The sequence below is a fragment of the Burkholderia sp. b14 genome, assembly GCF_900156195.1.
Classification (GTDB): domain Bacteria; phylum Pseudomonadota; class Gammaproteobacteria; order Burkholderiales; family Burkholderiaceae; genus Mycetohabitans.
On record NZ_FTPJ01000002.1, the window covers coordinates 67813 to 90623 of the forward strand.

The following is a 22811-nucleotide window of genomic DNA, read 5'->3' on the forward strand; positions in this document are numbered from 1 at the left end:
CCGGCTCTTTTTTCACCGCGGTCCGTGCACCAACTCCCGCATATAGTCTGACAGCCCTGCCAGCACGAGTTGACCGCGGACTTGCTCGACAAAGATGCCGACGAATAGCGCGAGGATCAGGGCGGTCAATGCGCCTTTGACGGGTTGGCTCAGTTGCATGACTTCTAGCTTCTGCGCCGATTTGGCGACGAAACCAAAAGCCAAATCGACCAGCAGAAGAATGAACATGATCGGAGCAGCCAGTTTTGCCGTCATTTGCATCAACGTATCCGTTTGATGCAATACGAAGCTCTCGAGGATATTCTCGGCAATCGGTGTACGAGACGTGATCGGCCACCAGTTGTATGAGTCGTATAGCACGCCGAGCAGGATAGGCATGCCGCCAAGGGTCCAGAATGCCACGGTGGCGATCTGTGTCAGCAATGTACCAGTAGGTGTATTCTGTTCGGAGCGGGCCGGATTAGTAATCTGGATATTGTTGTAGCCGGTCAAATCGTCAATGTACGTCCCGGCACTTTCCGCAACCCAGAATACGATCGACGCCGAAAAGCCGAGTGCAAGTCCGATGACGGCCTCACGTGCGAAGATTTCAACAAATCTTAGGCTCGACATTGATTCAAAGAAAGCCACGGGCTGGCCGTAAGCGATGAATGAACTGAACAATAGCACAACGCCATTGCGCGCAACGCCTTGCAGAACGCCGTCGGCGGTCGGTGGAAACATAAAGAATAAAATAAAGGCGCGTTCTGAGCATAATGTCAGCATTGCCAAATAGCCGTGTATCGCGTCGTGATACTCGCCATAGATCTCCAATAGTTTGTTCATCTCCGCCCCGTTCCTAATCGTATATGGTTTCTGGCTCGTGCCAACGCCGCTTCCTCAGTTTCCTCGTCATCGATGTCGCTCGCAAGTTCATCAAGTTTGCGGCGCAACACGCCAATGCGACGCTCGCATACATCGATCCGACCACGGTTGCTCGCGATGGCCTGTGCAGTACGGGAGATTTCATCGGTCTTTTCCCGATATTGCTGTTCGAGCGCAGCCAACTCACGTTGCAGCACTCGGATACGATCCGTCACAAGATCCATATATCGCATCGAAGCCTGCATTTCAGCGATTGAAAAGCAACTGCTGCCGGTCATCATTTGGGCAATGCGCTCTTCATGGGCGCGCACTACGTCCCGCTCCCGCTCGATCTGGGTGCCTTTGTCTTCACAGCTATGGAGCAACGTCGCTTGTTCGTCGCGCTGCCGAGCGAGCATTTCGCACAATTCGTCTTCTATGCGCTTTCGGCGAGCCACCGCCCGGCGCAATGCAGTGATTCGGCGATCTGAGCCTCGCATGACGCTCTCGCTAGTTGCTTACCAGATCAAACAAGCGGGACTGTGTATCGTCGGGGTCCGCCCGCTCGTCGGTGCGCTGGCTCAGGAAATCGCGGATTGCGTCAATCTTGGCGATCGCCTCGTCGGCAAGCGGATTCCCCCCGGGCTGGTATTCACCGATCTGCAGCAGCATCTCAACTTCTCGGTGCTTTGCGAGCAGTTCGCGCACGCGCGCGGCGGCGTCCACATACTCTCGGGGCATCACCTGCGACATCACGCGAGACAAGCTTCCGAGCACGTCGATCGCCGGATACTGGTTCCTCGCTGCAATCTCGCGCGACAGGATCATATGGCCATCCAGGATGCCCCGGACTTCTTCCGCTATCGGGTCACTACCGCTCTCGTCCTCGGCCAATACCGTATATAGCGCCGTAATCGAGCCGGTCGCGCCCATGCCGGCACGCTCCAGCAGCCGCGGCAGCTCAGCAAAAATAGAGGGCGGAAAACCGCGTCGCGCCGGTGGCTCGCCCGCTGCCAGTCCAATCTCGCGTTGCGCACGGGCAAACCGCGTCAGCGAATCCATCATCAACAACACGCGTTGACCGCGATCGCGAAAATATTCGGCAATTGCAGTGGCGACATATGCCGCCTTCGCGCGCTCGATCGAGGACCGATCCGATGTTGCACAGACGACCACCGATCGTGCCATGCCCTCCTTGCCGAGAATCAACTCGACGAATTCCCGCACCTCGCGGCCCCGTTCGCCGATCAGCGCAATGACTGTAACGTCGCATTGCGCACCGCGCGCGAACATACCGAGCAGCGTGCTCTTGCCGACGCCAGCGGGTGCGAAAATGCCCATGCGTTGGCCCTCCGCGAGCGTCATCATGCTATCCACGACACGCACGCCCGTGGCCATCGGGTACTCGATCATACGACGACTCATCGGATCGGGAGGATCCGCAAAGATCGGGCGCTCCTCGTCTGCGTCGATGGAGCCCAACCCGTCGATCGGCTGGCCCAGGCTGTCAATCACACGGCCAAGCAACACATCGCCGACGGGAACCGACAGCGGACGTCCAAGCCCGATCACCCGGGTCGAGCGTGATATGTTCTCCAACCGCGAAAACGGCGACAATAATGCTACGTCGCGCGTAAAACCAATTACCTCGGCATGCTGCAGCAAGCTGCCGTCCGCCGCGCGCAACTCGCATAGCTCGCCCAGTGTCACATCTAAGCCGCCGACCTTCACAAGCGTGCCGATGACCTCCAGCACCTTACCGTTGCGCGCGATCGCCTGGGTCGACAGAATGGCCTTCTCGATTGCATCGGTCAGGCGATGCGCATCAAGCTCAAGCGCTTTCTCATATTCGGCGTCACCGGTACGGCCGACGTTGTGTGCACGGTTCATGGCGCGCGCTCCGACTCCCCACGAGTAAATCGGCCCCATTCGTCCGACACGACGTCCGCATCGTCGTCCAACTCGCCTTCGTCCTCATCGACATCCGCGACGTATTCCTCAACATCCGTAGCATCCTCGCCGATATCCGCGGTGTCTTCCTCCTCTGCATCCGCGGCGTCCTCGCCGACATTCATGGCATCCTCTTCGTCATCCGTATCATCAACAAGATAGCCATCCAAAATCTCTTCGTCACCTGCCCCTTCATCATACACATCGTCGCCCAGTTGATCTTCATCGCCGTCGGCGGACAGGCGGACGTCTGGTTGCGCGACACGGTCCGTCCCCTTTCCGGTTTCTTCCATCTCGACCAACGAACGTTTCAGGGTTTTTGTGATTGCGGTACGCATGGCCCGCAATTGAGTAGCAAGGCTCGCATCTATCGAACCAAAGTCTGATTCGCAAATGCAGCTTCCGGCGGGCAATTGCCGGTCCGCAACGACAGTGAGTGGAAACGGGCGCCCCATTTCCCGCCACCGCGCTGCCAAGCGCTCAAACGCAACACAAGCCTTGTCGTGATCCACCTCGCTGACAACCACCCGCACATATGCTGCGCCTTCGACGATTCGGTCGACAACCTCCAATGCACGCTCGAACAGTGCGTCGCTATGCTGAACCTGTACGATCTGTTCGACACCGACAGTCACTATCTGCGCCAATCGTTCACGCATGCGGACCTGCATTCGACGCTCGCCGTCGGCCAGTTCCGCCAGCCGCTCCATCCACTCGGACAGCGCGCGCTGCTCCCCTTCCTGATATCCGCGCTTTGCCGCTGTCTCATACTCCCGCTTGGCATCATCGAGTATCTGTTGGGCAGCCTCGTGCGCTGCGTCGATCAATGAAGCAGCCTCTTTCTCTGCACGCTCGATTGCCGCGCGCCGGTCCGCTTCCAGCTGAGCATAGGCCTGCTCAATAGTCATCAGTGCGCCAAACTCTTGCGCCGGAATGATGTCGCTGCCGGCGCCAACGCGAGCAACGAGTGTCTCAGGCAAGCAATACGGCGACCTCAGCCAAATAGCCATTTCCACTCCGGTAGCCACGCGCTCAAATGAGTTATCATATTGCGCGTTCCTTGCTTGTCCAGTCCGCCCACGCGCCCATTGAACCATCGCGACGGACCAGCATCACGTGGCAACGCAAGCCGCAAAAGCGTACGGCGTGTGGTCATGGCCGCAGCACCCTCTTCATCCCGGATAACCAGGAAGTAGCCTTCCTGCGCCAATGTCTGCGCGTCTATTTCATCCAATGGCAGCATTGTTCCACCCAATTCAAACGTCGAAATGTCGGGCGCGCCAGAAGATGCCTGTACAATCGAGTCGAGAGGAACACCCGTCCAGTCAACCAAGCGCATGCGGCTTCCCTTATCAATCAGGTGACGGATCTGCGCACTACGGAACAACAGCGCGCGCACTCTGAGCATGCGCAAGCCCTGCTCGGGCGGAAGCGCATCCAACATCGCCGCGCCTGGCGCAAGGAATGAGGTCATGCTAGGCATCGGCACGCCGCTGGCACGACATAGAATGAAGGAAGCTTTGTCCAGCTGCGTACGCGGCCCGCTAGACAACGCGGCTCGTAACGTTTCGGCTGCGCGGACATCGATGCTCAGTGCCCCGGCGAGCCACGATGGGTGCGCCCAGCAAATCGCGTCGCGTACGTTACGGTCGTATGCTTGAAGCGCTGCAGCGGCACGGTCGAAAGGCGACATCGCGACCATCCCGCTTACGGAGCCGACGCCGCACCATCCTGCTTCGTTCGCCCGCGCAATAGCCCGGCTATGCGGTCAAACAGCTTACGGCCATCGCTCGCGTCATTGCGAAACAGCCACCAAGCTGTCGGCAGCAGTATCAAAAGCAGTATCGCCACCACGACGGGCAATATATAGGACTGCTTCTTTGGCATACGCGATAGATCCAGTGGATCCGCCGGAACCGCGGTAACGCTGACCGCCTCATAGGTCAGACCCTCGACACTGTGTACCACCAGCGTCTTAATCTGTGGCACCAATGCCGCCACATCGGAATCCGGCCGGTACTTGATGAATACCGATGCAGACGAGGGCTTGGTCTGCGAGGCAAGTGGATCGTTATTGGGTAATACGATTTGCACCCGCGCGACTACAACACCATCGATTTTGGACAACGTGTTGGATAATTCCTGCGACAGTCCGTATATGAACCGCACGCGCTCCTCAGTCGGCGTGGAAACTAACCCATCTCGTTTAAACAGGCTTCCGAGGTCGTCATACTTGGCATGCGGCAATCCACGTGCACGCAACACCTCCATCGCACGCACAATCTCTGCTTCTTCTACGCTCAACGACCACGTTTTTCCGTTATCTGGCGTGCTCTTGGATGCGTCTACGCCGCGCTCCAGCAGAGCGACCATCATTTCGTTGACGTCCTGTTCGGACAGGTTATTATACAGCTCCTTATGGCAACCCCATAACGAGACACACACCAGCAGAGCCAGCACCATCCGGCTGATTCGGATGATAATAGTTTGTTGTCCCGTCGACATGTGCTATTGATTCTTCAGCAATGTTTCGATAGAACCTTTTGTCGAAGTTGCGAACGACATCGCAACGGTGGTCTCTACATTAAGACTCGCCATCCTGGTCATCACCAAGTTTGATGCCGCTGCCGTCTCACCAGGAGATAAGCTTCCCATATTATGCTGTAATGCATCGACGTCATTTAGCACCTGCTCCATCTGTACATCGTGTGTGCCGACGATCTTGCTTAGCGCCGACATATCACCACTCGGCTCGGTGGTAGGTGCTGCGACGTCGGCTTGCTGCATCAACGCCTGAAATCGACTGACCGCCTCCGGTGAAGGCATCGCCTTGTCAGCGTCCTGAGCCCGGCCCAGAATGGTCTCCATACCTGCCATTTGAAGCGGCTGAGTCATGTCACTGCTCCATATCGGATCAAACACTACAGTCGAAGAAAGTTGGCCTGCGGGGTAAACGCAGTACCGGCATCGGTCAGTTCGCTTTTGTCCGGCGCCGTCCCTTGCTGCTCAATCTCCCGCATTTGTTCTGCGCAAGACTCGGGTAGCACAAAGTTACCTGTCCTGCGATACGCATCCATGGCCATACGCAAATCAGCACGGGCGCGCATGGCGCGCACAAGCTTGCGGCTGTCTTCGCCCGCGTCCGATTCATCAATTTCGTCGGCAAGCACCTGCCATGCGGAATCGCCTCTATAAAACAACGCGAGTGCAAGTAATGCCTTTGCATACAAGAAGCCAGGGCGCTCGTGCAGTACCGCTTCCAGCGCCTGTACTGCGTCATCCCATCGTCCCCGAGAGAGCCATAACATGCCTTCCAGCGTTTCGAACTCCGGAGCGTTAGGGCGCACGACCCGCAACGCGTCAATAACCATTTCCGCATCCTCAGTATCGCCAGATGCAGCCTGAAAATTTACCTGCAGAAAAAGCGACACGACCTCGATCAGTCCGCCGACGATAAGCTTGTCGGCCTTCATGTACTGCTGTGACGAAATGCTCATGGTGTAAGGCTCCAGACAAATCCCATCGCAGGCTCCTTCGATTTTTGTACGACGACGCCAACTCGCCTCATACGCGATGCCGATGCGACAACATTAGCGTAACGGCCGCCACAATCAATTAGCGGCCGCGAAGCACACGTCGTCCATGCGAAGCATGCCGGCTGCTTCGCATAGTCAAGTTCCCGCTTCGCCTTCTTACACCAGGTTCAGCGAGATGTTGTTAGTGTGGGCCCTCGCCCAACGGCCTGCCCCCGGTCCGGGACCGGATCGACGGAGAGTGCATCATGAGCGACGAGAAAACCGAAGAACCGACCGAAAAGCGACTACGTGACGCTCGACGCGACGGTCAAGTAGCAAAAAGCACTGACTTGGCCGACGCTGCGGTTATGTGCGCATCCATCGCCGTATTAGTGGCTGCCGCCAGCATGTTCACCGACGCCTTTCGTGCGCTGATCCATACGACGTTGGACTTCGTTACAACGGACCGCAGCAATACGATGCTGGTCGCATCAGCATTCAAGCTCGGTCGCCAATCGTTGACCATCATCGTGCCATGCGTGGCCGCGGCGGCGCTCTGCGCGTTCGCAGCACTGTTCGCACAAGTGGGCTTCCAAATCAGCACGAAACCCGTAACTCCGAATCCCACGGCGGTCAACCCTGCAAGCGGAATTAAACGGATCTTCTCGCTTCGTACTGTGGTCGATATGGCCAAGTCACTGCTCAAGGCGGCGCTGGTCGCCTGCGTCATGTGGTACACGATTCGCGGGCTGATACCGCTCATCGCCACCTCGCTGTACCAGCCACTTCCCGAACTATCGAGACTGTTCTGGACGGTTCTGCTCAAGCTATTCTCCGCCGCCGCGCTGGTCTTCATTGTGATTGCGGCGCTCGACTTCAAGCTGCAAAAATTTCTTTTCACGCGGCAAATGCGCATGAGCAAGGATGAAATCAAGCGGGAGTACAAGCAGCAGGAAGGCGATCCCCAACTCAAAGGCGAACGCAAGCGCATCGCGCGGGAGTGGGCACAGGAAGCACCACCGAGGCTGCGCGTCGGCCTTGCAAACGCACTCATCGTCAATCCAACTCATTATGCTGTAGCAATTCGCTATGCACCCGAAGAGTGTCCACTGCCCGTCGTAATCGCAAAGGGTCACGATGAGAGCGCGGCCGAGTTAAGACGGTACGCCGCGCAGGCGCGCGTGCCGATCATCGGCAATCCGCCAGTCGCCCGCGCGCTGCACCGCGTGAAGATTGACGAGCCTATTCCAGAAGCACTGTTCGAAGCAGTTGCAGCCATTCTGCGTTGGGTCGACTCCCTTGGCCCAAGGCAAACGGACTCTGGCGGCGCTGCCACTTCGACCCACTGAGTTCCAGCCCCATACTGTCATGTCGAAAGCACTGAAGCTGCCTGCCGCCGGCGAAATCGGCGTCGCCCTCGTCGTGGTGGCAATCATCTCGCTGATGATCCTGCCGCTTCCGACTCTTTTGATCGATGTACTGCTGGCATGCAACATCGCGATCAGCGTCACATTGTTGATGATCACCATGTACGTACCAGACATCGTAGCGCTATCGGTGTTCCCGTCATTGCTGTTGTTCACGACACTATATCGCTTGTCGTTGAATATCGCATCGACAAAATCCATACTGTTGCATGCCGACGCGGGACATATTATCGAGGCTTTCGGGCAATTGGTCGTCGGAGGCAACTTGGTGGTCGGCCTGGTTGTCTTTGTCATCATCACCACGGTTCAATTCATCGTCATCGCCAAGGGGTCGGAGCGGGTAGCGGAGGTCGGCGCCCGGTTCACGCTGGACGCGCTGCCCGGAAAGCAGATGAGCATCGATGCCGATCTTCGAGCCAATCTGCTCACCGCTGACGAAGCACGCCGCAAACGTGCAACGCTGGCCATCGAAAGCCAGCTTCATGGTGGCATGGATGGCGCCATGAAGTTCGTCAAGGGCGACGCGATAGCGGGGTTGATCATCACCGGAATCAACATCATCGCCGGCATCGCCGTGGGCGTCGCATACCATGGCATGAGTGCCGGGGAAGCAGCCAATCGGTTTTCGGTCTTGTCGGTTGGCGACGCGATGGTCTCGCAGATTCCGTCGTTGCTTCTATCAGTCGCTGCCGGCGTCATGATCACCCGGGTAGCCGACGAACGCGACGCGCATCCTCAGTCGCTTGGCAGCGAGATGGGTCGGCAACTCAGTTCAAGCACGCGAGCGCTTTTTTTTGCAGCGATTTTGTTGCTCGGCTTCGCCGCCGTCCCGGGCTTTCCCGCCCCGCTGTTCCTACTGCTCTCCGCCATGCTGGCATTTTGCGGTTACAAGCTGAACCATAAGCGCCCCCTTTCGGGCGAACATCATAGCGAGCCGGTCACTTCGATGCAGCGCGCAGGTAGCAAGGGGGAAGCAAGCGGCATCCTGCCACGTGCGCCACAGTTCACGCCTGCAGTGGGCGTCAGAATCGCACCCGATTTGATGCCACGCCTGTCCGCTGCCGCGCTGGACCAGTCATTTGCGTCAGAGCGCAACCAACTCCAGGAGGAGTTGGGCCTGCCTTTTCCGGGTATCACGATGTGGGTAGGCGAGAATATCCGTGCGTCACACTTTGAGATCCTGATACACGACGTGCCATACGTGACAATCGAACTACCGCCCGGCAAGTTCATGTTACCACCAGGCAATGACGATCTCGACGCCAATCAGGCCGATGCAGTGCTGGCTGCATTGCGCGCCCGTGCCGAACCTAGGGCCGGGCTAGACGGTGGCGCAGGCCCCACTTGGTGGGTGGATGATAAAGCGGTTCCTCCAAAGGTCCAGGTATGGCGCGCCGAGCACGTCATTGCTCACGGTGCGATTGCGTTGCTGCGACGTCACGCATCACTGTTCCTGGGCATCCAGGAAGTTCAATGGATTCTCGAGCAGCAGGGTAACGAATATCCCGGGCTGGTTGCTGAAGTGCAGAAAGCTGTACCGCCTCAGCGTATCGCCGAGGTATTGCGGCGCCTGCTGGAAGAGCAAGTACCTATCCGCAACATGAGGACGATCCTAGAAAGCATGCTTGCATGGGGAACGAAAGAAAAGGACATGCTGATGCTCACCGAGTATGTGCGGGGAGACCTTGCGCGGTTCCTCGCCCATCGTGCTGCCGCAGGTGCGGGCGTGCTCCAGGCGGTGTTGCTCGACCTGCCCGTTGAGCAACACATTCGTCAAGCGATCAAGCAGACACCCACCGGTAACTATCTGGCGCTAGCCCCCGACGAGGTGACCTTTCTGGTAGACAAGATCCAATCGTTGGCGGGTACTGACGAGCGTGACGGCGTAGCGCTGGTCACGTCGATGGACATCCGACGCTATGTTCGGCGCATGGTAGAGAATCGCATCAGCTGGCTACCAGTCTATTCCTATCAGGAACTTGGCGAGCACGTCGAGCTGAAACCGCTCGGGCGGGTAACGGCATAGGGTTGCGCGCCATGACATCCATTCGACACCGGCCGGTACGAATCATCGCTCGCGACAGTGAACACGCCGCTCCCGTGTACGGTCGCCGTGCGCGGCCCGACTATGCGTCGCTCGCGCGCCGCGGCAGGTCGGCCGACACGCATGAAGACACCTTGCCGGTTTTACATCATGGCATAGCCAGTACAAAACTCGCGCTGACCTATCCATCCGGTCAAGACGCCGACACGAGCGACGATGATTCGCAATCCTCGGAAGACGGCACAGCAGACGCATCGTCCATGGTGGACAAACGGCTACGCAAAGCGCTACAGCCTGTCGTAGCGAAAATCCTTCGAACCCAAGATAAGGTGATGGACCTGGTTTGCAAACTCACGCAGGAAATCGCTGCTTTCTGCGGTGACCGCTCGATTAACGAGACCGGGACCTGGGACGCGCAGTTGCCGCTCGATGCCAGCCTGCTGCGGAACACGACACTCAATTTGACGCTTTCGTATTCGACACTATCACTTCGCTTCGACACAGACGACGACGATATCAAGCAACTACTCTTGACTCATACACCAATGCTCGAACGCGAACTCGACGCATTGATGCGAGCATGGGACGTGCCGCGCCAGATCCAGCTCACGGTCTGGTGACCGACTTTGGTCACCGGGGCCGTCACCGCCGGACCTTCACATAATATGACCGCCATAGTGGATGATTGATCCGACCGTCGACTTGCTGACCAGTGACGTTGGCGACACGCGCTGGCTCCCCCGGCCACTACAGCCCGCCATCGCTCGCGCTGCGCGCTTGTTTTGCGACAATCGCCTACCCGACACGCTCGAGAGGCTGTGCGGCATCGAGCAATGGACCGCGACGCTGGAACCTTCATCCGCACCGGCGATGGACCTCGTCGGCGCAGCCCGGTGGATCGAACCGGCATGGTTGGAATTTGCGCATCCGTCCGGACGGCTGGGAATCAGCTTCGACCTGGCACAATACCCGGCCCTGGGGCCTGTTACCGGCGCGGACGATGTGTCGGACTCGGACCGGTCGCATGGCGATCCGGCTTTGCAGTTGGCAATCGCCCATATACTGGCCCAACCGGTACTAGCTGCGCTGGCAGCCGTCGGCCTCAAGGAGCTTCGCCTGGCTGGCCTATACCGGGTTCCCCAACGCGGTGGCTTGCCGATTCGACCGTCTGTCGACATACCGATTATGCGGATGACGTTTGTCCATCACGGCCGCACCCACGCGGTAATCGTCGTACCGGATGCTCCGCTCTTGCAATTGATGCAGCACTGCTTGGACCAGCACGCTACGACCGCCGCTCAGCGCCCGTCGCACAGCGGTCACCCGCTCGCCGAAGTCCGCGTGCCAGGCAGACTGATCATCGGATACAAGACCTTGACAGTGTCCACGCTGGACAGACTTGCTCCTGGCGACGTCATCCTGCGCGCGGTATCAGCAGATGTCGAGCCGCTGATAGCCGGCCACCACGCTCCAGTCCATACGACCGTCGCGTGGGGTACGCCCGGGCTCGTCCGCCTCCACGCACAAGCCGAAATAGGCGGCCAGACGCTTTCTATTTTGAAGGACCCGTACATGACCGAACATGTCGATAAGTCGCTCGCCAACGACACACTTACCGCCGAAGCGCGCGACGAGGCTGCCTGCGTCGATCAACTCGAGCTGCCGATTCAATTGGAGATCGACACCATCGCACTGCCGTTGCACGAAATCTGTGCGTTGCGCGCCGGTTACGTCCTTGAGTTGCCCAATCCGGTGGACGCTGTCCAGATCAAACTTGTCACCCATGGGCGTACGATAGGCTACGCGGAACTCGTCAGCGTCGGTGATCATCTCGGCATCCGAATCCTCCGAATGGTGCAAGGCAATGCTCCAGCCCAGTGAACTGACGAGCTTGATGCTGATTGTTCTTGCAATCAGCGTCGTCCCCCTCGTCGCCGTCGTCATCACGTCATATACAAAGATTGTCGTGGTACTCAGCCTGCTGCGCAACGCACTCGGCGCACAGCAAGTTCCACCGAACATGGTGCTAAACGGTATCGCCATCCTCGTTTCGCTCTACATCATGGCACCCATCGGCATGGCGGCAGCAAAACAACTGGAGAACCAGCCGAATGCCGGCACCCCCTCCCAGTCGGTCGTGCAAGCATTCAGTGCGGCGCAGGAGCCATTCCGTGCATTCCTAAAACAACATGCCAACGAAAGAGAAAAGCGCTTTTTCATGCGTACGGCGACTGTCATCTGGCCCAAGGAGGTGGCCGACGGCCTCCGTGAGGATGATTTCATCATACTGGCGCCGGCATTCACCTTAACCGAGCTCACCGACGCCTTCAAGATCGGATTTCTTCTCTACATCACCTTTGTGGTCATCGACCTGATCATCGCCAATGTGCTGCTCGCGATGGGTCTCAACCAGGTCATGCCAACCAACGTCGCAATACCCTTCAAGCTACTGCTGTTCGTCGTGATGGATGGCTGGTCAACGCTGATCCACGGATTGATTCTGACATATCGCTAAGCGCCACCATGGACATCAATACACTGATCCGGCTAACGATGCACGGCATGCTGTTATGCATGTACGTGTCCCTACCAATCGTCAGCGTCGCCGCGGCGGTGGGGTTGGCTGTGTCTTTCCTGCAAGCGATCACGTCCATGCAGGACCAGGCGTTGTCTCACGGAGTGAAGCTCATTGCTGTGACGATCGCGATCGTTGTCGGAGCGCCCATGTCCGCCGCCGCGGTACTCAGATTCGCCAACGAAGTGTTCCAGGCCGCCATACCACAATGATAAGCATCCGCAAGTTGGCTCCCACCGATCATGCGGGCGGTCCGACTGGATCCCCCGCCCGCCAGCATGTCCGCACACCTGTTCGCCGGCCCCGCAAGGCGGTCCTGCATCGCGGATCTATTGTGTTCGCCCATTCCGCGACCGCGCAGGCCAATGTGCAGCAAGTGAGAAAGGCGGCCGCCCGAGCACGCTTGCTGGCATCGATACGTGCGTCGGCGCGTCTGACTCGCCGCCGGTTGCGTAGCAGGACGAGCCTGCTGGAAAACGAGGCGGATGAGTCGGACGATCGCGCAGCGGATACGCCGGCACACATCACGGGTATTGGACAGCGTGACGGATCAGGCGGTGGCGGTGGCCAAGGGCGTGGACAGCGTGACCAAAAAGAGGAAGACGTCGACGCCCAAAGCGAAGTTCCCTGCTTTCGGCAAAGCAGGACTACGCGACGTGCCGGCATATCGAGGCTCGACGCGGGCCCACTGCACGAGTTGGCCCGATCGGGTAAGACAATCGCCAGCAATGATGTAATGCACGTATTAATCGCGAAACTACGGGATCTGGTTGACCAGGCGCAGCGAAACCCACACGCAAGCATCGATGCCAATATTCATCATTTGATGAGCGAGTGTCTGGACCTGCAAGCCCGTCTGGCACCGGAACCGCTGTCACTACAGCATGTGATAGAAATGTTGGTTAGTATCCGACAGAAACCCGCTTTAGCTAGCCCACAGAGCCACGCCGGTGAGTTGAACCGCGGACAGCGGCTCAATCCCATGATGCCGCTGATCGCATTCAACGCCCTGCGGCCGAGAACACCGAGCCAACTTAAACGTGCGAAGTGTTACCAAGCACTGCGAATTGCTTCAACGACCACTCGGCACGGCGACACCTTGGCATAGCGCCGGCTCTTACCGATAGCCGAGGTGGGCTTCGCGTAATCCACATCCGGTTCGTGTTGCGCATTGCTTTTCTGATCCGCCACGTTAGAGTAGTTGCAAGCCAACATCGCGCCCAAGGGCGAATGTACGCCGACCCATCGGAACTTGACGATCATGAAGCTGTTACGCATTCTCACCGGTATGCACGCAGGAGCTCAGCTGAAGCTGGTGCCCGGCGCATATCGGCTGGCAGCAGACGATGACGCCGACATCCGACTGTCCGATTGGACTGGCGCGGAGCTTGTCTTGACGATCGACCCGCAGGACACTGTACATGCACGACGCGGCGCAGCACCGGCAAACGGTGATAATGTCAACGCGCATCACGCCGTAACCCACGACGAGCCTATTGAGCAACATGCGAAAAGCCCGGCACAGATGCTGGACCAACGCACGATCACACCCTCGTCAGAAGTCACCCAACAGGGCGAGGAACCGATTCTGCTGCTGGACTTCGTGCCGATGCAATTCGACGATACCGTCATCTGCGTTGGCCCGGCAGATTCCTCATGGCCGTCTGACGTCGAACTACTTTCGACGTTGCTAGTTAAGCCGGACCAAGACAGGCGCGAAGCGAAGCGTGCTCGCCATCGCAAAATCGCGGGCATCACGCTTGCCTGTACGGCGGTCGGCATGGTCATTGGGCTCAGTGCGCTGTTAATGTCGGCGCAGGACAGCCGAGCTGCCCGCAGGCGTGACATCAACGATCTTGCGCAGCACATCAATCATTTGCTCGCGGAGCAGAAGTTGACGGAGTTACGTGCACAGGTATCCGGATCTGTCATTCGGGTCACGGGAATGGTTCAGACACCCGCGGAAGATGTCAATACACGCGAACTTCTGCAACGTGCCGCAGCCGGTCTCGCCCTACGGCAGTATGATGTGGCCGAGGTCGATGCACGCAGCATTGCCGAATCGCTCGGTATACCGGGCGTCCAAATCACCTACGCAGGAAATGGTGTATTTGACGTGACAGCGAAAGTCGCTGACCCCCAACAATTCCGGGAGTCACTCGAACGGGTAAGACACGATTTGAACGGGAATGTTAGAACGCTACGCACTCATATCACGACCATCGACAAAAATCTGTTGCCTTCAACGTACTCGGAAATGATCGCCTCCGACGCGATCCAGTATGCCCAGGCTCCCGACGGCACGAAACACATATACGTCGCGCAGCAGCCGAATGACCAGGCCGAATCACCGGAAAGTGGCAGCATTCCTCCAGACAACGCTCCTGTTCCGTCAGGTCAGGATGCAACCGGCACGGCGATTCCAGCCACTACGTCGCAGTCATCTCAAGTCAGTAAGTAGAGCAGGAGAATACCTATGTACGAAGCACTGGAAGCATGCGCGGCAGATTTCAATGATCTGCCCAAGATCATCACCGATGCGTCCAAGGTCAAAACGATACGCTCGGCACTTGATGCCACTGCGAGACGGATCGCTGAGGATACAGGTGAAACCGAAGTGGATCGCGACAGCTTGGCTAAACTCTATCGCGGTCTTCTCGCGGCGAGCCGGATCGTCGCGCAGTTGCATGAGAAGCGAAGCACCGGCTGACTCATTGTCGCTTCTCTATCCGACTATTGCTTAAATGGAGTGATATATGAGTGTTCTTAACGGAGTCAAACACGGCAGTGACGCTGCAAACACAGCGAGCGCGCTGGGTCATTTTGGCACGAGTGCCGCGGGGGGCAAGTTAACCTCAACAGCTGCCAATGCTGAAATGGATCAGTATTCCAACATGATCCTTGAGACTCAGTTGCATGCGATGAAATGTCAATTCATAGAAAATTTGGGGGAAGCCTGCAAAGAGGTCGGCAGCAAACAGATATAATCTGACTGACCAGTGCGCATTTGATGCGCACTGGTCTATTGCCTTCCAATTCACCTCAAATGAATAGTCCCCAATGAACGGCGAACGGTACGGGGAACTGGTTCGCGAACTGTGCGATGTCGTCGGACTCGCCGATCCGGAATACGTGCTGGAAACGCGGACCATAGAAGTCCAGGGCTACGATGTTCGTCTTGAATACTTCGAAAATGACCTAGACGCAATCTACCTAAACTTCCATTTCGGCACAGTAACCGCAGGCCGCACGCTGAACGTATTCCGGTTGATGCTCGAAGCCAACTTGCTGATCTACGCGCAAGATCAGGCTCAAATGGGTCTGGACACCGATACCGGCGGCATCATCCTCATCATTAGAATACCGATGGATCCCGACCTGGACGGCGAGACCCTAGCCGACCTGTTGTCCCATTACGCTGAGCACGGTCATTACTGGCGGCGTAACATCATCGAATCGACGGACGAGATGTTCGAAGGCATCGTAGCGGGCGATTTCACGTGGCTGCGTGCGTAAGCTGCGCCTATCCGAGCATGTCATCTATTTTGATATAGCAGTACGACACGCAATTACAACATACTGTTGCCTGCGCGTAGTTCGTCACTATCACTGTTCAACTTCCGTCCATAGGCTCACTTCACTGCGCTCGCGTGGACCGTCGACACACCTATAGGGAAAGCCTGCATCGATGTCAACTCAACCCGCGATGGTGGCTATCGCATTCGGGCGATACCAACTGATCCTCGATCCGGCACAACTGAACGTAGACGGCAAACCGGTCACGATCGGCTCCCGATCGCTCACGATCCTTCGAATACTACTGGAGGCCAACGGCCGCACAGTCAGCACCGGTGAATTGCGCGAGAAGGTATGGCACAACGCGGACATCAGCGTCAACTCGATCCAGTCGAAGGTTGCCGCACTGCGGCGCGCGCTCGGCGGCGATGAGCACTTGGTTGCGACGGTCCGAGGCCAGGGATACCGGTTCACCGGCGAGCAACGTTCCGTAACGCTTGCGCCCGAAGCACCGTCTGGCGACGGCGCCGTCACGGCGATGGGAAGCGCAAGCACCGCTCAGGCACCGCCTCATCCTCGCGTCGAATCGGCACAGGCCGAGCCGTTTTCCGAAGAGGCGGCCGGCGCGCCGCAAACCCGGACGACCTTGATGCTGCCGCACGGTACGACACCGTTTGTCGGGCGCCATGCCGAAATATCAGAGTTGTTGGCAGTGGTTCCAACGGCCCGCGTCGTCGCACTAACCGGCCCAGCGGGCATAGGCAAGACACGCGTCGCGTTGGAGCTAGTCCGCCGTCTGGGCGCGTTGTATCCACACGGCACCGCCCTTGTGCACTGCGCGCCGCAGCAGCACGTCGATGCATTTGCCCGAGTATGTATTCGAGCATCGCACATCGAAGCGTACCGCGGCGACGCGCCGGGCCCATACTTGCGCGAATGGCTCAAGCCGCGCCGTATGATGCTGTTGATCCATGATGTAGACGGGCTACCTGTCGAAACGACTCGGTACGTCAATAGACTGATCGACGAAGCGCCAGAAGCGTGCGTGATCGTAACAGCCACGGATGCGCCGGGCATACACGCCGAACACGTCGTGCGCATATCGCCGTTACAGACGCCCTCCCCTTCTTGTGGCGCTTCATCGTTGATCCCGCAATGCGACGCGCTTCAATTACTGTTCGCCCGTTTGCACATCCTGACGAGCCCGCGCGGCGCCACGCAACAAAGACGCCCGCCGACAGCTGCCGGTTCGATGTGGTACGCCGACGCAAGCCCGGAGGCCATCGCGATGGCGGCGCGGGTCGCGGCGCTGGCCGAAGGCATGCCGCTCGCATTGGAATTGGCCGCGTTTGTACTCGCGCAGCGGATTCGTGTCGGGGAGCCGCTCGAGACAGCGCTGGCGACGCTGGCCGACACGATGCGTCCGGCCGCCGGCAACATCAATACCGGCCACGCAAGCATGGCGGCGCCCGGCGCGGCGGCGTTCCTGCCGCTTATCCGGCAGTGCATGGCCCAATTGGGCCCATTAGAGCACGTCATATTACGCAGCCTAGCCACTTTCGAGCACGCCGTGACATACGATGAAGTGCTGTATCGATTAAGAGGAATACCACAGCTGGCGTCAATGCCGGACAACGCGGTACTCGATGCATCGCTGTCGAGGTTGATCGATTCACGCTTGATACGGGACATCGGCATTGCCGGCCAAGCGATGCTGAAAGTCAATGAGTGGCTCGCCGCCAACGCCGATGCGCCGTTCTGGCGCATCGATGAAAACACCACCGGAAACCCGTGGCACACTTCGTTCGATGCGCCATCGGAGCGCTAAACGTGACGATATGACACACCGGAGTGCAATAGTGAAGCTGTTGACATTTTCAGCCAGCGCCGACCATGCCCGCCAATGTGATCGTTTCGCCCTCCTCAGGCGTCGTGTACACTGCGTCCCCGGCGGTTGAGCACGCCGGCCCGAAATCCAATCGCAAAAAATCGCTCGGATCCACCGCTCCCAAGCCTGCTGCCACGTCGCGACGCACGGCTGCCCTGCACGAGCTGCGTTCTAAAATCGGCGCTCCTCTTCGCGGAAAGCAGCCCCGTTCGTCGGTGGGAGCCGCCATACCGGCCCGTGCGATCGGCGTCACGCCAGCAGATTACGACACGCCCGGCTACAGCATCGACACGATAGGCGTGCTAGGTGTCGACGAACCGCGCCTTTGGACGCGCGCGCAGTTGCTGAACCATCTTGTCGAAGCCAACTATCCAGGCCCGAACCTGGCAACAGCCGAACTGGCGCACCAGCTCCATACAGGATTGAATGACGGCACGGGCAAGGTAAGCGCCGCGCGCGCCCAGCTGGTCTTGTTTGCGATGCATGAAGCGGGTCTACGCGACAGCACGACAGCCACGATGATGCTGCGGCAGCTGCGCACGTTGAACTTCGATCAGCCGTTCCACGACGCATCCGCCGTAGCGGGCGGCGCCCATTTACCCGATCAGCGGCAAGCGTGGCGCGCATCATGGGAAACAGCTCGCGTGCTCGCCCGTACGGAATACGGCTTTGAGACGCTGCTCAAGCTGCGCGCAGAGAAGTGCGCGCCGCTGTCCCGCAGCGCGGATCGGGACATGCTCCACGTGCTGTTGGATACGGCCGAGCGGATCGAGAACCACGTACGCTTAGCTCAGCAGCGCGACGGTCACGCGACGTCGGTGCACGCCGCGCTCGATTTTGACGACCCATCGCCATCGGGAACTGCCAAGCGTCAGCAGTGGCTTCAAAGTCACTTGGCAATGAACGGGCAGGACGCCAAAGCCACGCTACTGGCCAGCCAGGTCTTTGCCATCGCCAAGAAATACTTCGACCAAACCGAACACCCGCACAGCACGAGTGGTTCCACGCCAGAGGACCGCTTCGCCTCGTTCATTAGAACACTCGCGCCCAGCGAAAAAGAGGCATTATTTGACTGGCAACAGCGCTTCCATGAAAGCGGCCGGGGAACGGACAAGGCGAAGGCATCGGGCCGGTTGAATAATGTTAGAAAGGTCGTAACTTCGATTATAGGAAAAGTCGTGCCTGCCAAGGTTGCCGCACTTTTCAATCAGCGACCAGGCTTGCACGAAACCGATAAAGCGAAGGCATCGCACCGTTTGAACAAGTTTGTGTCGGAAGTCGCGCTCAGGGACCGCGAACATTGTGGCTCCCACCTTATACAGCGGATCCGCGGAGCCATGAAAGCCCCGATGATCGCGACCCGCATCCCATCAGGCGCCAGCAGAGCCGCCGAGAAGTCTAGCGCTGCTGACATGCAGGCCTCGGCGTCAGACCACGCGTCAGCGGCTTCGACTGCAGAGGCTTCCGAGCTGACCCGTGCGGCATCGACCGCGACTCAGTCGGTCACGACTGCTGTTGCTGACGCAACCGATAGCGGCTGGGATGCACTAAAACACATCGTGCCATCGCTGCGTCCCGGCATGGCGGTCGAATTCAGTGACGGAGGCGAGCTCGCCGTCACGACAGAACGGGTATCAGCGTCGGTAACAGCGGCGGTAAGCCAAGCCGCCCAAGCGAGCCCGGTACCCTTACCCGTGGTGGTCCCAAGCATCAACGCCAAGCGCTCACGCAAACGCAAGGCCACGGTGCAAATGGGGTGTACCGAGCAGCACGCCTGGCTTTTTATCGGCACGGCCCATGCGACGGGCGACGGCGCGGGCGTCGGTGTGCTGGTCGGCGCCTCGTTACCAGGCAGCCTTGTCGGTGGCACCGTCGGTGTGCAATTCTACGATTCGGAGCACGCGCGCCCCCGCGGCATCCTCGTTCAAGTGGCCCGTCAGCTAAAGGAGGACGGTTCCGGCTACGACGACGAAGCCATGCAAGCTAGCGTGAATCACATCCTCGACACTATGAAGAGCCTATCACCCGCCGGCGCCGCAGCCGAATCACGCGGCACCAGCGAGCAATGCTGGAACACACTGGCGCAATCGCTGGTCGGCGCGCGCGATGTGTCCGTCGGATGGATCGAAGGCACCGTGGACGAAAAACGTCATGGCGCATCGACGGGGCCCCTCGTCAGCACCGGCGTTCCCATCGGGCTTCCGGCACCGCTCAGTACGTCCGTCAGCGCTTCCGTCCCGGTGTCTGGCAAGCACGTGAACAGCATATCGACGTCCCGCAACGACTCCGGCCGCATGTCAACCGAAAAGCGGCACACGGAGCGCAGCATCGAAGTCAAGATAGAGGCCAAGGTCGGCGCTTCCATTTCAGCCACCACCTCGAGCAGCCCGAAGAGCGGTGTCAGCACCGGCCCCACCTCCAAACGCTTATGGGACAAACAAATCTACCAGGTGAAGGTGTCGCTTTCGCGCACGTTGCAAACCCACCACGGCAAAATCGACCCGCGCGCCTGCTTTCTGGATGTCGATTTCCCGGACGCAACCGCATATGAATATGCGACGCGCCAGCTGCTTAACCACGATGGCGACCATGACGATACCGGAATCAAGGCGGTTGGCACGTATCTCGAACAGAAACGGGCTCAATCTACCGAGCCGCTAGCAAACCAGGTGGCCAGCGCGGTAAAAAACGTGCTGGAACTGGGCAACGGGACGAGGCAAATGCACAGCCATATCCATCGCTATGCGCTGACGGATCCGGCTGCGGAACAGATCAACCTGTTGCAGGCGCACTTCGAGCAACATTACCTGCGTCCTTGGGAGGCCGGCTCGCGAGAACGCGTGTCCGCGAAAGACCTCGCTAAAATGAAACAGGTCATCGAGGCCAAACGCGAGCAGATCCTGGCCGATCCCACTTCGTGGAGATTGGCTTCCCTGATCACGAAAGAACGTAGCGAGGCTCATGAGTCTGCTCCGATCCTGTCCCCGTGGGCAAGAGGCCTGGCGACGGCGCTGCTACTTGTGGATGCCAACGTGGGCGCGGCTCGGGTCGACGAGAACGAAGTGGTTCACCACCGCTTTGCAACCGATGTCAATATCAAGCCGTTGGTCGACGTCTCGATGTCCGGGATCATGTTCGACCGGCTGCGTCGCGATGGATCCCATACCTTCATGGGCAAGCCGCGCGCGGCCGCCAAGGGGACAAGGCGTGGTAAAGGCAGCAATGAGGCTAGTTCGCGAATTTAATCGACAAGCGCGACACCGATGCTGCGCGTTCGTGCCCGATCGCGCAGCATCGCGCGCGATGCGTTCAGTGGCTGAGTTCGTGCAACAGTGCCACGATGTCGTGCGCCCATTCGATCCAGGTTTCTTCGGCACGGATGCCGTACCGCAGCACCGCGTGTTGCAGGCGTTGCTTCGTCGAGAGGACGGGGGCGGAGAAATCCCGCTGCTCGATGTTCCGGTAGGTGTCGAGGCGGGCCTGCCACTGCTCGAGCAGTCGTGCCAGCTCCTCCCCCAGCCCGTCCGGGCCAACCACAGCGGCCGCACGAAGCTTGACTAGGAACGCTTGCCGGCAGTTCCGGTCGCTGTCGTCCAAAGGCTCGCGGATCCACCGCACGAGTTCTGCCCTACCGGTCGGCAGTACCTGATAGCACTTCTTGCGCCTTGCCGGATCGTTCACGTCATCGACGGACGCCACCCATCCGACGGTCGCCATGCGGGCAAGTTCGCGATAGATCTGCTGGTGCGTGGCGTGCCAGAAATAGCCGATCGAGCGATCGAAGCGGCGCGCCAGGTCGTAACCCGAGGTTGGCTTTTCGAGCAGCGACGTAAGGAGGGCGTGCTGGATGGACATGAGCGGCATTCTATCCGCTTAGCAACATTAGCGACGCCGCATTTGATGATATTGACGCTGTGCTGGGCTGTCCCTAGCGCGCCACCTCGCTTAACCGGTCGTGGCTTCGCATCGGTTGTCGCCTCAAAACGACAACCGCCGCCGATGCGCAGCGCCGTTACGGCTAGTACGCAATCCTGGTGACGCCTTTCCGATGCGGACCTGGCGTGACACCGGCCCCGGCGCGTCTCTCGAACTGTTGCAGCGGATCCCGTTAGCCCCCACCAGGCACGCGCGATGAGCACAACGGCACGGACCATGTGTCATTTACGTCATGGGGTCATCCGGCGCGGGCAAGGATACGCTGCTGAGCTATGCGCGCGCATCGGTACCCGGGTAATCTTCGCACACCGCTCTATCACACGGCCGGTCGCGGATGGCGAGAACCACATCGCACTGACACGCGGCATTCCTCACACGGATGGCGCATGGCCTGTTCTCGTTACACTGGCAAAACCACGCACTGCACTACAGGATCGGCATCGAGATTGACGGCTGGCTGGCACGGGACCTGCCGGCGGTGATCAATGGCCACGGGTGCGAAGTAAGCACCGGATAACCGCCGCGCCGGAGCGCGATAAAAAGCGTGCCGCCCCGGCGCGCCGCCAGTCTGATACCATTTGGGCTTGAACCGTGGTTCCACTTCGCCGCATTCCGTATCCATCAACCTCCAGTGGTCATGCACCTGGCATCGATCACTACGCACGCTCAGCACAACGCATGGCGTCAGAATCCGGCCTGTCGCAAAACGACATCCTCAATTCAGCGCGCAAAGAACGCAAGCGCGTCCAGATCTACTTGGTCAATGGCATCCGTATCGTCGGCCATGTTGAATCATTCGATCAATACGTCGTGATGCTTCGTACCCCTGGCGGCATGCAGGTCATCTATAAGAAAGCGATTTCGACGGTCCAGCACGACACGCCCGACAGCCGTGCCGCCCGACCCTCAACATCGGGCCGCGGCGCCGGACCCGTCCGCGGGGGGCCGACGTCCCGCCTGTCGGTCCTCCCGCGCGCGGGTGCGTCAGCAGGCACCGCTTCCCGACCGGTGGTGGTCACCCGAAAGCGCCGCGTCACGATTCCGAATAACAATACCGACGAGTAAGACTGCCACCGCGCTTATCGAGAATTCGTCGGACACACGGGGAGCCGCGCCA

Annotated in this window: 24 protein-coding genes; 14 read left to right on the forward strand and 10 right to left on the reverse strand. The window is 59.0% G+C overall.

The window, feature by feature from the left end; all coding sequences use genetic code 11:
- Positions 1 to 12: 12 nt before the first annotated feature.
- Genes sctT through B0B13_RS01475 form a run of 8 tightly spaced genes read right to left on the reverse strand, consistent with a single transcriptional unit; the run spans position 13 to position 6266 of the window.
- Positions 13 to 825 carry a type III secretion system export apparatus subunit SctT gene (gene sctT, locus B0B13_RS01440; RefSeq protein ID WP_076794001.1) on the reverse strand — a complete coding sequence of 271 codons (813 nt, stop codon included), beginning with the start codon at positions 823 to 825 and terminating at the stop codon, positions 13 to 15.
- Positions 822 to 1313, reverse strand: a complete 492-nt coding sequence (locus B0B13_RS01445; protein ID WP_286137201.1) for a type III secretion protein SctO — start codon at positions 1311 to 1313, stop codon at positions 822 to 824. The genes sctT and B0B13_RS01445 overlap by 4 nt, the downstream gene beginning before the upstream one ends.
- A gap of 40 nt (positions 1314 to 1353) precedes the next feature.
- The gene (sctN, locus tag B0B13_RS01450; protein ID WP_076794004.1) at positions 1354 to 2733 is read right to left on the reverse strand and encodes a type III secretion system ATPase SctN; all 1380 of its coding nucleotides are present in this window, start codon (positions 2731 to 2733) and stop codon (positions 1354 to 1356) included.
- Positions 2730 to 3803, reverse strand: coding sequence for a type III secretion system stator protein SctL (gene sctL / locus B0B13_RS01455; RefSeq protein ID WP_076788449.1), 1074 nt, complete (start codon positions 3801 to 3803; stop codon positions 2730 to 2732). The genes sctN and sctL overlap by 4 nt, the downstream gene beginning before the upstream one ends.
- A complete protein-coding gene (locus B0B13_RS01460; RefSeq protein ID WP_076788450.1) occupies positions 3788 to 4495 on the reverse strand; it encodes a type III secretion protein HrpB4 in 708 nt (235 codons plus the stop codon). Before B0B13_RS01460 ends, sctL begins: the two co-directional genes overlap by 16 nt.
- A 5-nt stretch (positions 4496 to 4500) precedes the next feature.
- Entirely contained in the window at positions 4501 to 5298 is a 798-nt protein-coding gene (gene sctJ / locus B0B13_RS01465; protein WP_076794006.1) for a type III secretion system inner membrane ring lipoprotein SctJ, read from the reverse strand.
- Positions 5299 to 5301: 3 nt separating this feature from the next.
- Positions 5302 to 5688 (reverse strand): type III secretion protein SctI, encoded by a 387-nt coding sequence (locus B0B13_RS01470; RefSeq protein WP_235090610.1) that lies wholly within the window; start codon positions 5686 to 5688, stop codon positions 5302 to 5304.
- A 26-nt stretch (positions 5689 to 5714) separates the two neighbouring features.
- On the reverse strand, positions 5715 to 6266 hold the full coding sequence (locus tag B0B13_RS01475) for an HrpB1 family type III secretion system apparatus protein (RefSeq protein WP_235090609.1): 552 nt from the start codon (positions 6264 to 6266) through the stop codon (positions 5715 to 5717).
- Positions 6267 to 6574: 308 nt separating this feature from the next.
- Here B0B13_RS01475 and sctU point away from each other — a divergent pair, with 308 nt between their 5' ends.
- From sctU to B0B13_RS01535, 12 genes are all read left to right on the forward strand, one after another.
- Positions 6575 to 7657 (forward strand): type III secretion system export apparatus subunit SctU, encoded by a 1083-nt coding sequence (sctU, locus tag B0B13_RS01480; RefSeq protein ID WP_076788456.1) that lies wholly within the window; start codon positions 6575 to 6577, stop codon positions 7655 to 7657.
- 19 nt (positions 7658 to 7676) lie between these two features.
- Positions 7677 to 9761 carry a type III secretion system export apparatus subunit SctV gene (gene sctV, locus B0B13_RS01485; RefSeq protein ID WP_076794009.1) on the forward strand — a complete coding sequence of 695 codons (2085 nt, stop codon included), beginning with the start codon at positions 7677 to 7679 and terminating at the stop codon, positions 9759 to 9761.
- Between the two features lie 11 nt (positions 9762 to 9772).
- Entirely contained in the window at positions 9773 to 10399 is a 627-nt protein-coding gene (gene sctP, locus B0B13_RS01490; protein WP_076788710.1) for a type III secretion system protein SctP, read from the forward strand.
- Positions 10400 to 10460: 61 nt separating this feature from the next.
- Complete coding sequence (gene sctQ / locus B0B13_RS01495) at positions 10461 to 11660, forward strand: type III secretion system cytoplasmic ring protein SctQ (RefSeq protein ID WP_076794011.1); 1200 nt, start codon at positions 10461 to 10463, stop codon at positions 11658 to 11660.
- Entirely contained in the window at positions 11644 to 12294 is a 651-nt protein-coding gene (sctR, locus tag B0B13_RS01500; RefSeq protein ID WP_076794013.1) for a type III secretion system export apparatus subunit SctR, read from the forward strand. Before sctQ ends, sctR begins: the two co-directional genes overlap by 17 nt.
- 8 nt (positions 12295 to 12302) lie before the next feature.
- Positions 12303 to 12566, forward strand: coding sequence for a type III secretion system export apparatus subunit SctS (gene sctS / locus B0B13_RS01505; RefSeq protein ID WP_076794015.1), 264 nt, complete (start codon positions 12303 to 12305; stop codon positions 12564 to 12566).
- A 122-nt stretch (positions 12567 to 12688) separates the two neighbouring features.
- On the forward strand, positions 12689 to 13462 hold the full coding sequence (locus tag B0B13_RS01510) for a hypothetical protein (RefSeq protein ID WP_235090608.1): 774 nt from the start codon (positions 12689 to 12691) through the stop codon (positions 13460 to 13462).
- 285 nt (positions 13463 to 13747) lie between these two features.
- Positions 13748 to 14815, forward strand: a complete 1068-nt coding sequence (locus tag B0B13_RS01515) for a prominin family protein (protein ID WP_235090607.1) — start codon at positions 13748 to 13750, stop codon at positions 14813 to 14815.
- Positions 14816 to 14830: 15 nt separating this feature from the next.
- Entirely contained in the window at positions 14831 to 15064 is a 234-nt protein-coding gene (locus tag B0B13_RS01520; RefSeq protein ID WP_013428978.1) for a hypothetical protein, read from the forward strand.
- 46 nt (positions 15065 to 15110) lie between these two features.
- Positions 15111 to 15341, forward strand: coding sequence for a hypothetical protein (locus tag B0B13_RS01525; RefSeq protein WP_013428979.1), 231 nt, complete (start codon positions 15111 to 15113; stop codon positions 15339 to 15341).
- 73 nt (positions 15342 to 15414) lie between these two features.
- Positions 15415 to 15870 carry a CesT family type III secretion system chaperone gene (locus B0B13_RS01530; RefSeq protein ID WP_076794018.1) on the forward strand — a complete coding sequence of 152 codons (456 nt, stop codon included), beginning with the start codon at positions 15415 to 15417 and terminating at the stop codon, positions 15868 to 15870.
- Between the two features lie 172 nt (positions 15871 to 16042).
- Positions 16043 to 17698, forward strand: coding sequence for a winged helix-turn-helix domain-containing protein (locus B0B13_RS01535; protein ID WP_083703571.1), 1656 nt, complete (start codon positions 16043 to 16045; stop codon positions 17696 to 17698).
- Between the two features lie 362 nt (positions 17699 to 18060).
- Here the strand turns inward: B0B13_RS01535 and B0B13_RS18620 are convergent, their stop codons facing one another.
- Entirely contained in the window at positions 18061 to 18243 is a 183-nt protein-coding gene (locus B0B13_RS18620) for a hypothetical protein (RefSeq protein ID WP_212667336.1), read from the reverse strand.
- Positions 18244 to 18492: 249 nt separating this feature from the next.
- On the opposite strand from B0B13_RS18620, the gene B0B13_RS01540 reads away from it, so the two are divergent.
- Positions 18493 to 21003, forward strand: coding sequence for a hypothetical protein (locus B0B13_RS01540; RefSeq protein WP_212667337.1), 2511 nt, complete (start codon positions 18493 to 18495; stop codon positions 21001 to 21003).
- 64 nt (positions 21004 to 21067) lie between these two features.
- Here the strand turns inward: B0B13_RS01540 and B0B13_RS01545 are convergent, their stop codons facing one another.
- Positions 21068 to 21613: a PadR family transcriptional regulator gene (locus B0B13_RS01545; RefSeq protein ID WP_076788713.1), complete on the reverse strand. Its 546-nt coding sequence runs from the start codon at positions 21611 to 21613 to the stop codon at positions 21068 to 21070.
- A 759-nt stretch (positions 21614 to 22372) separates the two neighbouring features.
- Here B0B13_RS01545 and hfq point away from each other — a divergent pair.
- A complete protein-coding gene (gene hfq, locus B0B13_RS01550) occupies positions 22373 to 22759 on the forward strand; it encodes an RNA chaperone Hfq (RefSeq protein ID WP_076788472.1) in 387 nt (128 codons plus the stop codon).
- Positions 22760 to 22811 lie beyond the last annotated feature (52 nt).

Coding starts and splice junctions, on each gene's coding strand:
- B0B13_RS01525 (WP_013428979.1), top strand. CDS start 15,111: ATGAGTGTTCTTAACGGAGTCAAACACGGCAGTGACGCTGCAAACACA.
- sctN (WP_076794004.1), bottom strand. CDS start 2,733: ATGAACCGTGCACACAACGTCGGCCGTACCGGTGACGCCGAATATGAG.
- sctL (WP_076788449.1), bottom strand. CDS start 3,803: ATGGCTATTTGGCTGAGGTCGCCGTATTGCTTGCCTGAGACACTCGTT.
- sctQ (WP_076794011.1), top strand. CDS start 10,461: ATGATTGATCCGACCGTCGACTTGCTGACCAGTGACGTTGGCGACACG.
- hfq (WP_076788472.1), top strand. CDS start 22,373: ATGGCGTCAGAATCCGGCCTGTCGCAAAACGACATCCTCAATTCAGCG.
- B0B13_RS01530 (WP_076794018.1), top strand. CDS start 15,415: ATGAACGGCGAACGGTACGGGGAACTGGTTCGCGAACTGTGCGATGTC.
- sctS (WP_076794015.1), top strand. CDS start 12,303: ATGGACATCAATACACTGATCCGGCTAACGATGCACGGCATGCTGTTA.
- sctR (WP_076794013.1), top strand. CDS start 11,644: ATGCTCCAGCCCAGTGAACTGACGAGCTTGATGCTGATTGTTCTTGCA.
- sctV (WP_076794009.1), top strand. CDS start 7,677: ATGTCGAAAGCACTGAAGCTGCCTGCCGCCGGCGAAATCGGCGTCGCC.
- B0B13_RS01540 (WP_212667337.1), top strand. CDS start 18,493: ATGCTCCACGTGCTGTTGGATACGGCCGAGCGGATCGAGAACCACGTA.
- B0B13_RS01475 (WP_235090609.1), bottom strand. CDS start 6,266: ATGAAGGCCGACAAGCTTATCGTCGGCGGACTGATCGAGGTCGTGTCG.
- B0B13_RS01460 (WP_076788450.1), bottom strand. CDS start 4,495: ATGGTCGCGATGTCGCCTTTCGACCGTGCCGCTGCAGCGCTTCAAGCA.
- B0B13_RS01520 (WP_013428978.1), top strand. CDS start 14,831: ATGTACGAAGCACTGGAAGCATGCGCGGCAGATTTCAATGATCTGCCC.
- sctT (WP_076794001.1), bottom strand. CDS start 825: ATGAACAAACTATTGGAGATCTATGGCGAGTATCACGACGCGATACAC.
- sctJ (WP_076794006.1), bottom strand. CDS start 5,298: ATGTCGACGGGACAACAAACTATTATCATCCGAATCAGCCGGATGGTG.
- B0B13_RS18620 (WP_212667336.1), bottom strand. CDS start 18,243: ATGCATCGCAAACAAGACCAGCTGGGCGCGCGCGGCGCTTACCTTGCC.
- B0B13_RS01535 (WP_083703571.1), top strand. CDS start 16,043: ATGTCAACTCAACCCGCGATGGTGGCTATCGCATTCGGGCGATACCAA.
- B0B13_RS01545 (WP_076788713.1), bottom strand. CDS start 21,613: ATGTCCATCCAGCACGCCCTCCTTACGTCGCTGCTCGAAAAGCCAACC.
- B0B13_RS01470 (WP_235090610.1), bottom strand. CDS start 5,688: ATGACTCAGCCGCTTCAAATGGCAGGTATGGAGACCATTCTGGGCCGG.
- sctP (WP_076788710.1), top strand. CDS start 9,773: ATGACATCCATTCGACACCGGCCGGTACGAATCATCGCTCGCGACAGT.
- sctU (WP_076788456.1), top strand. CDS start 6,575: ATGAGCGACGAGAAAACCGAAGAACCGACCGAAAAGCGACTACGTGAC.